The organism is Vibrio salilacus (genome assembly GCF_002811245.1).
GTDB classification, from domain to species: Bacteria; Pseudomonadota; Gammaproteobacteria; order Enterobacterales; family Vibrionaceae; genus Vibrio; species Vibrio salilacus.
This window is the reverse complement of record NZ_NIVQ01000008.1, coordinates 47,332-59,810: the sequence shown is the minus strand read 5'-3', so window position 1 is coordinate 59,810 and position 12,479 is coordinate 47,332. Positions and strand designations below refer to the sequence as shown.

Here is a 12,479-nt window from a genome sequence, read left to right as displayed (position 1 = left end):
TATGAAAGTCATCTCTTTCAATATTAATGGCCTACGTGCTCGCCTTCACCAACTTCAAGCTATTATCGATAAGCACCAGCCTGATGTGATTGGTTTACAAGAAATCAAAGTTCATGATGAAGCCTTTCCTCTCGACGCTGTCGAAGCGATGGGTTACAAGGTTTACTTTCATGGTCAAAAAGCGCATTACGGCGTTGCTATGCTGTGTAAACAAGAGCCTATCTCTGTTCAAAAAGGCTTCCCGAGCGATAACGATGAGCATCAGAAGCGTATGATTATGGTGACGTTGCAAAATGAGAAGGGTGAAAAAGTCACGGTTTTAAACGGGTATTTTCCACAAGGTGATAACATCAATCACGAGACAAAATATCCTTATAAGCGCCAATTCTATAAAGATTTGATGGCTTACCTGAACGAGTACCACAGCAACGACGAGCAACTGATCGTGATGGGAGACATCAACATTAGCCCACTCGACCGCGATATTGGTATTGGCGAACCAAACCGCAAGCGTTGGCTCAAAACAGGCAAATGTTCATTCCAACCAGAAGAACGTCAATGGCTAAAAACGCTACTAGATTGGGGGTTGGTCGATACCTTCCGCCACATTCACCCCGAAGCAAGTGAGCGCTATTCGTGGTTTGATTATCGTTCACGTGGCTTTGATGACAATCGCGGCCTGCGTATCGATGTCGTGCTGGCAACACCATCACTGGCAGAAAAATGCATTGAATCGGATATTGACTATGAGTTACGCGGGATTGAAAAACCGTCAGATCACGCCCCTATATGGTCAACGTTTAACTAAACATGGTCAACGTTTAACTAAACGACAACGATCGATTGTCATTGTTATACATAAAAAATCCGGTGTCAGTGCACCGGATTTTTAGACTTCGTCATCAATTAGATGGTAATAAAGTCGTGTTCAATTGCAGGATTAATATCAGCATCGTAATCGACGCCTTCAACACCAAAACCAAATAACTTCAGGAATTCTTCTTTGTACTCAACGTAGTCGGTGAGTTCTTTTAAGTTTTCCGTCGTGATTTGTGGCCATAGTTCACGACAATATTGCTGAATATCATCACGCAGTTCCCAATCATCAAGGCGCAGGCGATTGTGATCATCCACCTCAGGTACACTGCCATCTTCTTTATATAGACGCTGACTGAACATACGGAAGATCTGCTCCATACACCCTTCGTGTACCCCTTCTTCGCGCATCTTCTTGAAGACCATCGCAATGTAAAGTGGCATAACAGGAATCGCAGAGCTTGCTTGAGTCACAACCGACTTCAGTACGGCAACATTTGCGCTGCCACCTTTAGCGGCTAACTGCTCGTTTAGCGCTGATGCGGCGCGGTCCAAGTCCATTTTGGCACGACCCAGTGCGCCGTCCCAGTAGATTGGCCACGTCAACTCAGTACCGATGTAGCTGTACGCCACGGTTTTACAACCGTCTGCAAGAACACCCGCTGCAGAGAGTGTGTTGATCCACAGTTCCCAATCTTCGCCGCCCATGACGGTGATGGTATCTTTGATCTCTTCTTCTGTTGCAGGTTCAACACTTGCTTCAATAATGACATCTTTATTGGTATCAACCGCTGTCGATGTGTAAGTTTCACCAATCGGTTTTAGCGCAGAACGCACTAGCTCGCCTGTTTCTGGCATTTTACGTACTGGAGATGCCAGCGAGTAAACCACCATATCAATCTGGCCAAGATCTTGTTTGATCAGATCAATGGTCTTTTGCTTGGCTTCATTTGAAAACGCATCGCCATTTAAGCTTTTTGCATACAAGCCTTCTTCACGAGCCAGTTTTTCAAATGCCACTGAATTGTAAAAGCCTGCCGTGCCGGGCTTTTTCTCTGTGCCTTCTTTTTCAAAGAAAACACCGATAGTTGAAGCACCACCGCCAAATGCAGCCGCGATACGAGAAGATAGACCGTAACCACTTGATGCGCCAACCACTAGCACACGTTTTGGTGCATTCTTGATTGGACCGTGCGCTTTAGTGTAAGCGATTTGTTCTTTTACGTTAGCTTCACAACCCACTGGATGCGTTGTGGTACAGATAAATCCACGAATTCTAGGTTTGATGATCATATTCAACTTCCTTTAAAAAACCCCGCTAGGATAAAAGGTTCGCCAGTGGATCGCATCTAATTTCTGTCAAAACAGCGCTAAAATGCAAGTGGTTGGAGCACTTTCACTCGATAGCTTGAGTTTGCGCAAAAAATAAAGGCACCTGAGTCGGTGCCTTGAACTGTTCAACACGTTTTGCAGCTTACGCGGCGCTGTTCAACTTAGCTTTACGCTTTTTTTTATCATGAGTAAGAACTTCACTGAAGTCATGACTAAAGTGGTCAACTTGAATGGCTTTGTAGCGCAATTGGTCTGCCGCAACAATTGTGTCGACTTCTTCTTGAGTCAATACATCCGCCTCAAGTGCTTGGGCTAATCGGTCTGCAAGTAGACCTTTACGAGCGATTTTACCCTCTTTTGCTGCGCGTATTAGTTTTCGCTCTAGGGTCTTAACGCTATACATCGCAAGGAAAGCGTTTTCCATCAGGCCAACACTGTCATCATCACCTTTACCGACATAACAGAGATGAGTTAAGCGATCACGATGCGCACCTGGCGTCATTAAGCTATCCGCCAGTTTGACCGTTAGATCATCACTCGGTTTGGTGTAACGATTACCAAGAGGGAAGATCAACACCTTCAACAAGCGACCTACCGCTTTTTGTGGGTAATTGTTAAACGCCTGCTCTAGTGATTGCGCCGCATTATATAAGCAGTATTGAACCGCGTAATGAACGTAATCTAAGTCTTGTTGCTGACGCCCTTCATCTTCGTATTTCTTAAGCGCTGCAGATGACATGTATAAGTAAGCCAACACATCACCTAAGCGTGCCGAGATCATCTCTTTACGTTTAAGATCGCCACCGAGCGTTGCCATTGCGATATCAGCGCTAACCGCCAAAGAACGGCTTAGTCGGGTCATCTCTTTATAGTAATGTTGAGTAGGACCGCTCATCTCCGCTTTAATAAAACGCGAGCCAGTTAGCGCTGCACCAAACGCGCCAAACGTATTGCCCATCGCATGTTTGATGTGCTTAAAGAGCAGTTCATCGAACTCTTTCGCTCCTTGTTTTTCATCTGGATTGGCCGCCGCTTCCATCTCTTTTAAGACATAAGGGTGACAACGTGTTGCGCCTTGACCAAAAATCATCAAGTTACGGGTTAAAATGTTGGCACCTTCAACCGTAATGGCAACCGGAATACCTAAATAAGGCGCAGCTAGGTAATTCATTGGCCCATCTTGAATCGCACGTCCTGAATGAATATCCATTGAGTCATTGAGAATGGTTCGCGCCATTTCAGTCATGTGGTACTTAGCAATTGCTGTCACTATGCCTGGTTTTTCTTTCAAATCGAGCGAGGTCGTCGTCAGCGTACGTGTTGCTTCGAGTAGGTACGTTAACCCACCAATGCGGCCAAGCGCTTCGGCAACCCCTTCAAATTTACCAATCGACATACCGAACTGCTTACGAACATAAGCGTAGGCCCCCGTTGTGCGTGCTGTGAGATGACCCATCGCCGAGCCGAGTGCAGGCAGTGAAATACCGCGCCCCGCTGATAGACACTCCACCAGCATGCGCCAACCTTTGCCGGCGTAATCTTGGCCGCCAATCAGCCATTCCATCGGGATAAACACATCTTGGCCACGAGTCGGGCCGTTCATAAACGCAAGACCTAATGGATCATGGCGTTCACCAATCTCAACGCCTTTGTGATCCGCGGGGATCAGAGCACAGGTAATGCCGATATCTTTTTTATCACCCATTAGCCCTTCTGGGTCATACATCTTAAATGCCAGGCCTAGCACGGTCGCAACCGGCGCGAGGGTAATGTAGCGTTTGTTCCAATTCAGACGTACGCCTAGCACTTCTTTTCCGTCATGTTTGCCGTAACAAACAATCCCTTCATCAGGAATACCACCGGCATCTGAACCAGCTTCCGGCCCAGTCAGAGCGAAACACGGAATATCTGTGCCATCTGCTAGACGAGGCAACCAATAATCTTTTTGCTGTTGCGTACCATAATGAGACAACAACTCACCCGGACCTAATGAGTTCGGGACCATGACTGAAACAGCGGTACTAATACTGCGCGTGGCAATGCGTGAAACGATGGTTGAGTTGGCTAGTGCTGAAAACTCACGGCCACCATATTGTTTAGAAATAATTAGCGAGAAGAAACGCTCTTTGCGCAAGAAGTCCCACACCTCTTTCGGTAAGTCGCGATCTTTCTTAACAATTTTTTGGTCATCGAGCATATCGAGCAAAGTCTCAAGTTCGTTATCGATGAACGACTGCTCTTCATCACTCAGTGACGGGGTTGGGTATTGGTGAAGTTTGGTAAAGTCAGGTTTTCCTGAGAACAACTCTCCATCCCACCACACACTACCCGCTTCCATCGCCTCTTTTTCGGTGCTAGACAATGGCGGTAGTACTTTTTTAAACAGTTTAAAAGCTGGGTCGCTGACCCATTTTGTTCTTAGAGAGCCCATGATCAGATCCTTTTGTTCTGTGGTGGTTCAATGTTGTTATTTTTGTAGGTCGAGGTTTGTTATTTTGCAGCGACACCCGCTGCTAAAAATGGAATCAGTTGGTCAACAACAGATTTTGCATCCATCGCTTTGCCATAATCGTTTTCTGCTATTTCAAGTAGCGCCTGGCTTGATGCCATGGTGAAGACACACGTTCCAAGCGTAAAGTGCAAGCGCCAAAACAGCGCCTCTTGCGTCAGTTCAGGGTTGGCCTTTAGTACCGATTGAGTAAACAGGGCCAAGGTGTCGGCATAGCGTGTGGTAATGAACCAACGCAGATGGCCTTGTACATCAGTGTAGCCGCGACCGATAAGTAACATAAAGCGGCTAGTGCCGTTTGGTCTGACATCGTTGAGATTGCGTAGTGGTCCACGCAAAGACTCAAACACATCCGCCATTTGATAGCCTTCGTTGAGATTTAAGTTAATTAAAGCATCTTGAACAGGAGGCATAAACGCCTCTAAATAGCGGTTCAACACAGCTCTTACTAAGGTTTTCTTATCACCAAAATGATAGTTGACCGAGGCTAAATTCACGCCCGCTTTGCTGGTAATGGTGCGTAAAGAGGTATCTTTAAAGCCGTGCTCTGCAAACAAGGCCTCTGCAACATCTAAGATTTTCTCTTTGGTTGAATTTCTCGCCGACATTTCAATCACTCGTATTAAACAACTGTTTGAAATATACATTCGAAACACAAAGACAACAAGTTATTAACATCACATTTTTACGCATTGGTCCGACCAGAAAGGCCACAAACGCAATTAACTCGCTGAATTGGCGGAAAATAAATTTTTTTTGAAATTAATTGGAACTGTTTGCCAAACACTCGGTCTCAATAGGTGTAGTTAGCAGAGCATTCAAGGGGTTTAGACAACCCGTAAAGTTTACAGGCCGTCAAACTTACTTTCTGACTGAAGCTGCTGATTTTCAATGCTTTTTCTTATTAACTCCTATGTTTATTTGTATATGCCCAGGGCCAATTTGCTCTGGGCTTTTTTTATCTGCGTAATTCACCCCTTGCCACCATTTCGCAAAAGAAAACTTGATCTAAAGTGATGCGCGCACGATTTAGCAGGTTAAGATAGGCGCCCAATTCCGATTAGATTGATTGTATGAAGCTGTCAAATACGCCAATGACCCAGCACACATTCGCTGGTATGACATTTTTTGTTAAACGCGATGATCAGCTGCATAGCCATTTTTGTGGTAATAAAGCACGCAAGTTTATGGCGTTTTTACAGCAAGATTACCCCGAGGTTGACACCTTAATTAGCTATGGCAGCGCCCAAGCCAATTCACTCTATTCTCTTGCGGCTTTGGCTGCGATAAAAGGCTGGCAACTGGAGTTTTATGTCAACCATATTCCTAAATGGCTCAACGAAAAGCCATTGGGCAATTATCGTGGTGCATTAGAACTTGGCGCTAAGGTGATCGAAATCACATCGCACCCACTCGACTATATTGAACAAATACGTCAACCTGACCATCACTGCTTATTTATTGATGAAGGCGGTCGGTCTACAGCGGCTGAGGAAGGCGTGAAACAGTTAGCCAGCGAGATATTGTCTTGGACGCGCTTTGAATCAAACCAAACCTTTGTTGTAGCGCTGCCTGCAGGTACGGGGACTACCGCTTTATACTTACATAAGTATCTGCAACCACACGGAATTGAGGTACTCACCTGCCCCTGCGTTGGCGGCAAAGACTACTTATTGACCCAATTTAAACAGCTAGGCGAAAACGACTATCCACAGATTCTTGAGTTGGATTACAAACACCACTTTGGCAAACTTTATCAGCAGGACTTTCGCATCTGGCAACAGCTTCTACAGCAGACTGACGTTGAGTTCGACTTACTGTACGATCCTATGATGTGGCAGTGTCTACAATCATGGTATAAAGACAATCGAGACAAAACCATTATATACGTTCATCAAGGTGGGCTGCTTGGCAACGAAAGTATGTTGCCTCGCTACGAGCGGAAGTTTGGTTCAAACTTTGGAGAGAGCTGATGAAGTCGATATTTTTCGCGTTACTGAGTCTTATTGCTCAGCCATCAATGGCGAGTATTATTACCACACCAGCAAGGCCTGTGATCGGGATTAACGCCAGTGAGATAGGCAAACGCATCTGCTACTATCAAGATCAAGCCTACTCTGAAGGGGCCGTCATCCAAGCCGGCGATTACTTCATGGTGTGCGCCGCCGCAAAAGAGTTTGAAACTAATGGTGCACTGATGTGGCGTCAGCTTGATAAAGCCCAGCAAACACCAGAGCCCAACAAAGCGCCGAGCAAAAGTTATAAAACCCATTAATCCATTACCATTAATGATGTGAGAAAGTTTTGATTACCGCGATTGCCACCCGACTAACCAAAGGTGACGACCTTAAACAGACGATTCAACAGTTGGTCACTCAACATCACATTCACGCAGGTAGTATCGCCTCTTGTGTCGGTTGTTTTACCGAGCTCAACATTCGCTTAGCAGGAGCAACCGAAACACTGCAACTGTGCGAACCGCTTGAAATTGTCTCGATTATGGGCACGCTGACGGCAGAACATCAGCACATTCATCTGTCTGTTGCCAAACAAAATGGTGATGTCATTGGCGGGCATCTGCTTGAAGGGTCGCTTATTGATACCACCGCCGAGTTGATCATCCACCATTATGACAATCTCAAATTTCACCGTCAGTATGATACGAACACTGGATTTACAGAGCTTGTGGTTGGTGACGGTTGACTTAGGTATGCGATTATCACCGTGCAGACGCCGCTTTTCTAACGACTTAGCGACCAAAAAGTACCGACGTTCGCGACCTACTTGGTGGCGAACGTCACATAAGGGCATTACTCTCGCCAGGTCGTCCATTGACGATGCTGATAACGTTCAAAACCATCATCCGTAAAGCGGACTAAATAAAGCCACTGATTGTCGATAAGGTTTTTGACCACTGCATGTTGAGCAATAATCGACTCAATGCGCGCCTGTGGCGCATCAATCACGACCGTTAATCTCAGTGGTTGATGACGCCACTGGTTACCATCATGAATCGACTGCATAGCCAGACCACCACGCAAATCACCGCCATTACCCTCGAATAAACCGATTCTACCACCAACAACATTGTGCAGCGTCTTGTTGCCACTACCATATCTAAAATTGTCTACCGTTGAGGCAAAGTACTGCATGTTGATCCAATGAGTCACTAACATAGGAGCAGTCATTATTTTCTCGAGCAAGCTGCCTTGGTTATCTTGCTCTGGATGATACTCGTGCATGAACACACGCCCTTGTAAGTCGGTATGCTTGCTTCGCTGACGTGGCGCAATAATGAACGCCGCATTGTTAACAAGGCCCCATTCTGGGCGAGTTTGCGACCAATCATTGGCTCGCCGCTTAAATACTCGCTCTAGTTGATTATCGCTTAACTTGGCCTCATCGAGATCAATCGCTGCTGAACGCTCACGCCGCGCTTGGCAACTAGCGCTACGCATTTGTTTGAGAACATGAGTAACATCATCTTGATGCGATTTGGCAACCGTAGAAACATCGTACAACTCAAGTGCTTCTGTGGTTGTGTTGTGCAAACCTGCAATAAACAGCGTCTCTGGATTGAGCGTCACACCATAATCATGCAATTTTTCTCGCACTTCAGGCTCATTAAGTAAACCCGCCACCACTCGCGCATTGACCTCACCACTTTGTCCGCAACACGCCCCGCAATCTAAACCGGCTTTTTGAGGGTTATTATCGGTTTGCGATCCATGACCGACTAACAGCACCAAGCGAGCTTGCCTCTCGCCGAGCCCCATCCCAATCAATATATCCGCGGCTAATTGCGCTTTTTGCTGCAACGAAACCTCTCTGCCTACCCTAGGTTTTACGCCACTTTGCTTTGGCATCGCCAATTGTTCAACGCTGATTGGCTTTAACTGCGATGGTAAAGTACGTTTGACTAACTTCGCCAAGTAGCCGAGCCCCATCGACTCAACCAACGTGAAGCTCGCACCGGGTTGTTTGGTAAAAGGCTGCCAACTCAATTGTTTACTCAATGTGCTTTTGCGCCGCTTTTCCAGTTGAACATCTTTTTTCGCATCACCACAGCTGTCTGTCACTATCAACGACGGTGCCAACAATCCGGGTAGCTGAGGTCTTTCAACCTCAGTACCCAGTGGTGTGTAACTGGCCGGCAAACCGAAAAATCCGGCAAAACCCAAAGTTTCAATCGAGGATGACTGATCTTCTAGGTGGCGACGAATCACCTCCGAGCGGACATCAATACAAAAGACTGCCTGAACCTTTACCGCCGATCTCGCCACTGGCGCTGGTTTCTGCTGACGTAGCATCGACAATAGCTGATGTTGGTAACTTAACTCATGAGCTCGTTGCCAAACGTGCAATACATTAGTTTTGGCTTGTTGTTTATAATGTTGATGCCATTGCTGCTGCCATTGATGCCATATGGTGTTGATGCCGCGCTGCTGATCGTCAATTAGCCACTCCCAGCACAATCGTATCGCTAACAGATCCGACAGGTGGTTGGTGCGTTGACCTTGAAAGTTTGCTTGCCAATTAAGATACGCGCACCACGATGCCCAACCATTAATTCTTAACAGGCAAGCTTGCAGATAATCACGCTGAGCCGACTCCTCTGGCATCAATTTTGTCACAACCGATTGAACCGCGAGTTCTGCATCATAAGGTAACTGCTTTGCCCGCTGATTGATCAGTTGCGACTTCATTAATAATGTCACACTGTAGTCACGCTCTATTGCTTCACGCCATGTGGTAAACAGCCCCTTTTCTCTTTGAGCATGCCAATCAGACTGATTCTCATCAAAGTAAGCGGCGCAAAACTGCGAGATTTGATGCGTGATGGTATCGCACCAAGCCGGTTGATGAGAGAGATCGCGTTGGCCATCTAATGCATCGCATAATAGCGGAGGCGGCGTTAAAGGCAATGTAGGGTAAGACAACAACTCAACCAACTGCTCGACAGTGTACCCGCTTTCGAGATCAGTAGCGGCTTGCTCAAGGGCTGAGCGAGCGATCTCCCCTTGCTGCCAACCATTCAGATAATAGTCAGCGTCCATACTCATACGCGAGCCCGCATGTTGCTCAAGCTGCTTTGATACCTGCTCAAAATTGTGTTCAATTCGGTGCCAGTACGGACTGACCGCTATCATTTGATCAAGAGGCCAGTTTGGGGTGATGGTTTGGCAAACCTCGCCAATTAAATGCTCAATATTTCCGATGAGGTTTTGCTGCATCGGCTTCATACATACTCTCCCATTGATGATTTTTCGCGAATCACCCAAGTTTGCGCCTGACGTGGACTAAAGCGCGCCGGCCAATATTTAAAGGTAAAACGAGTGAAGGTTTCGTCGAGAAAAAAGCCGTGATAAGCCCAAGTGTAAAAACGTTGAATCTGGCGATTATTGACAAACAAGCTAATCACGATTTGCGCTAAGTAGAGCAGCATAAACACACCAATAACCCAACTGACTGCCCATAGCCCATGGCTCGGCTCGGTTCGAATTACTTGAGCAAAGAGCCAGTGCCACGCAAAGTACATCTGAGTCACCAGTACAACGCGCACCAAGCCTAGCATCGCTAACGAGGCACAAGTGTTTGACCACAGTAGCGGTGCGAGACCAAAGCTCAGTATAACCAACACGACTGGCGGTAACTCAAACCCCACGAATAGCCCCTGCCATATCAATAGCAATCCAAACACCACACCGCTTGAGACAAAGGGGGCCAAGATCATGATGATAAGAGTATGTTTATTATTGCCTCGCATTTGTTGAATCACGGTGTGCTCAACGACCTGGCCAGAACTTAAAAACGCATACGCTTTGTACAGTGAGTGAGCCACCAAATGCAGCAGCGCAAGCTCATACAAGCCAAGGCCTATCTCCATCAACATAAAACCCATTTGTGCGCAGGTAGACCACGCCAAACGCACTTTAATACTGATGCGTGTCATCATCACAACCCCAGCCAACAACGCAGTGACACTACCTATCGCGATTAGCAGCCACTGTGCCACTGGGGCTAAACCGATGAGGTCGGCGATACGAATTAAGACAAAGCCCCCCATATTGACGACACCGGCATGCAACAAGGCGGAAATCGGTGTAGGCGCTTCCATCACCTGAATCAACCAGCCATGCAGTGGCAACTGCGCAGTTTTTAGCACCGCCGTTATGGCAAACATCACGGCAGCAATAGACAGTTGTGTCGATAACGGCCCTTGCGATACCGTTTGGCTTAATGCCTCAAGCTGAAAACTGCCAACACTTTGGTAAATCAAAGTGACGCCAACCAACAGACATAAATCGGCGATACGACTCACGATAAACTTCTTATGTGCGACAATTTGTGCTGCTTTACGCTGAGGGTAGAACGTGAGGAGATAATGCAGGCCGACACTGGTTGCAGACCAGGCCAACGCAATCAAAGCAATATTATGACTAGTTACGAGTACCGCGACGCAAGCTAAGGTAAAAAACGTAGCGCGTACAAAGCGCGTTTGCCCTTGTTCACCATTTAAGTATTGCGCAGAAAAACGCACAATCACCCAACTGAGTAAGGACACCAACAACGCCATGATCACCGTTAGAGGATCTTGCACGACACCGACATGCCAATAACGATACATCGCGCTCAATGTCACGCCTAGCATAGAAAATAGACCCAGTGCACTCGCCGCTTTTGCCATCGGCCAAACACGGTTTATTGGCAGCAGCGAGCAAAGAAATGCCCCGATATAAATCATTGGCAACAGCCAGGGGGTAATAAAATCTGACACCTTGCGTTCCTCCTCGACAACGGCAAGTGGTTCTTTTTTGTTGAAGATATTGTGGTGCGTACTCATATATAATGTAAAATATATAATTATTAACAAATCATTCTATAAAAGAGAACAATGCCAATTCGCTCGCTCAATTTTCATCATTTACGTTACTTTTGGATGGTCGCCAAAGAAGGACACTTGACGCGTTCAGCGCAGCGGCTCAATGTCTCTCAGTCTGCCCTCTCATCACAAATACGTCAGCTTGAAGATCACTTAGGCCAGGCGCTATTTAGTCGCCAAGGGCGCAGTCTGCAACTGACCGATACTGGCCACTTAGTGCTTGAGTACGCCGATAGTATTTTCAACTTGAGCGGGGAGTTACTGTCGATACTGGAAGCGGGCGAAATGCAGCGAATTCAGCAGTTACGTATTGGCGCTGTCGCGACGCTATCACGTAATTTCCAAGAGAATTTTTTACGCCCCGTACTAGGAAAACAGTCTATCCGCTTAGTGCTGCATTCATCGAGCCAAGACGATTTGCTTGAGCAATTACAATTGCACAAACTCGACTTGGTATTATCCAACCAACCCGTCGCCAGTGACTCATCAAGACCTTGGCGATGCCGTTTGATCGATCAGCAAAAAGTCTGTTTAGTTGGGCCAAATCACCCTTCGCTAAATGCACTCTCGCTACCAAAAGACTTAGATAAAGTCCATGTTATTGTGCCGGGCCCAAGTAATGAAATTCGCCTGCAATTTGATATGTATTGCGAGCAACACGGCATTGACTTAGTCCCCTATGCTGAGGTTGATGATATGGCCATGCTGCGTTTACTTGCACGCGATGTTGAAGGTTTTGCTGTGGTTCCAGAGGTCGTAGTCCAAGATGAAATTGAATCAGGCTTACTAAAAAATTACCTGACGCTCGATAATGTCACCGAATGTTTTTATGCTATTACTGCCAAACGACATTTTAATATGTCGGTGATCAATAACCTGCTTAATTGCATCGGCCCAAGTGAGTGAGCGTGACACCCTAAAAACACCACACCCGTTTTC

At 46.5% G+C, this 12,479-nt stretch carries 10 protein-coding genes; 5 read left to right on the top strand and 5 right to left on the bottom strand.

Annotated elements, in window-relative coordinates; translation table 11 throughout:
- Position 1 precedes the first annotated feature (1 nt).
- Positions 2–808 carry an exodeoxyribonuclease III gene (gene xthA, locus CDZ87_RS07670; RefSeq protein ID WP_100753003.1) on the top strand — a complete coding sequence of 269 codons (807 nt, stop codon included), beginning with the start codon at positions 2–4 and terminating at the stop codon, positions 806–808.
- Positions 809–906: 98 nt separating this feature from the next.
- Here xthA and fabV read toward each other — a convergent pair whose 3' ends face one another.
- The 3 genes from fabV to psrA form a co-directional block, all read right to left on the bottom strand.
- Complete coding sequence (gene fabV, locus CDZ87_RS07665) at positions 907–2,109, bottom strand: enoyl-ACP reductase FabV (RefSeq protein ID WP_100753002.1); 1,203 nt, start codon at positions 2,107–2,109, stop codon at positions 907–909.
- 181 nt (positions 2,110–2,290) lie between these two features.
- Positions 2,291–4,579, bottom strand: coding sequence for an acyl-CoA dehydrogenase (locus CDZ87_RS07660; RefSeq protein ID WP_100753001.1), 2,289 nt, complete (start codon positions 4,577–4,579; stop codon positions 2,291–2,293).
- Positions 4,580–4,638: 59 nt separating this feature from the next.
- The gene (gene psrA, locus CDZ87_RS07655) at positions 4,639–5,274 is read right to left on the bottom strand and encodes a TetR family transcriptional repressor PsrA (protein ID WP_216639380.1); all 636 of its coding nucleotides are present in this window, start codon (positions 5,272–5,274) and stop codon (positions 4,639–4,641) included.
- Positions 5,275–5,730: 456 nt separating this feature from the next.
- Between psrA and CDZ87_RS07650 the strand changes: the two genes are divergently transcribed.
- Genes CDZ87_RS07650 through CDZ87_RS07640 form a run of 3 tightly spaced genes read left to right on the top strand, consistent with a single transcriptional unit; the run spans position 5,731 to position 7,360 of the window.
- The gene (locus CDZ87_RS07650) at positions 5,731–6,630 is read left to right on the top strand and encodes a 1-aminocyclopropane-1-carboxylate deaminase/D-cysteine desulfhydrase (protein ID WP_100752999.1); all 900 of its coding nucleotides are present in this window, start codon (positions 5,731–5,733) and stop codon (positions 6,628–6,630) included.
- A complete protein-coding gene (locus CDZ87_RS07645) occupies positions 6,630–6,932 on the top strand; it encodes a DUF1496 domain-containing protein (protein WP_100752998.1) in 303 nt (100 codons plus the stop codon). Before CDZ87_RS07650 ends, CDZ87_RS07645 begins: the two co-directional genes overlap by 1 nt.
- Positions 6,933–6,961: 29 nt before the next feature.
- Complete coding sequence (locus CDZ87_RS07640) at positions 6,962–7,360, top strand: PPC domain-containing DNA-binding protein (protein WP_100752997.1); 399 nt, start codon at positions 6,962–6,964, stop codon at positions 7,358–7,360.
- Between the two features lie 107 nt (positions 7,361–7,467).
- Here CDZ87_RS07640 and CDZ87_RS07635 read toward each other — a convergent pair whose 3' ends face one another.
- Positions 7,468–9,900 carry a YbcC family protein gene (locus CDZ87_RS07635; protein ID WP_100752996.1) on the bottom strand — a complete coding sequence of 811 codons (2,433 nt, stop codon included), beginning with the start codon at positions 9,898–9,900 and terminating at the stop codon, positions 7,468–7,470.
- Positions 9,897–11,435 carry an NADH-quinone oxidoreductase subunit L gene (locus CDZ87_RS07630; RefSeq protein WP_245834671.1) on the bottom strand — a complete coding sequence of 513 codons (1,539 nt, stop codon included), beginning with the start codon at positions 11,433–11,435 and terminating at the stop codon, positions 9,897–9,899. Before CDZ87_RS07630 ends, CDZ87_RS07635 begins: the two co-directional genes overlap by 4 nt.
- A gap of 123 nt (positions 11,436–11,558) precedes the next feature.
- Between CDZ87_RS07630 and CDZ87_RS07625 the strand changes: the two genes are divergently transcribed.
- Positions 11,559–12,446, top strand: a complete 888-nt coding sequence (locus CDZ87_RS07625; RefSeq protein WP_100753090.1) for a LysR family transcriptional regulator — start codon at positions 11,559–11,561, stop codon at positions 12,444–12,446.
- The last annotated feature ends 33 nt before the right edge of the window (positions 12,447–12,479 follow it).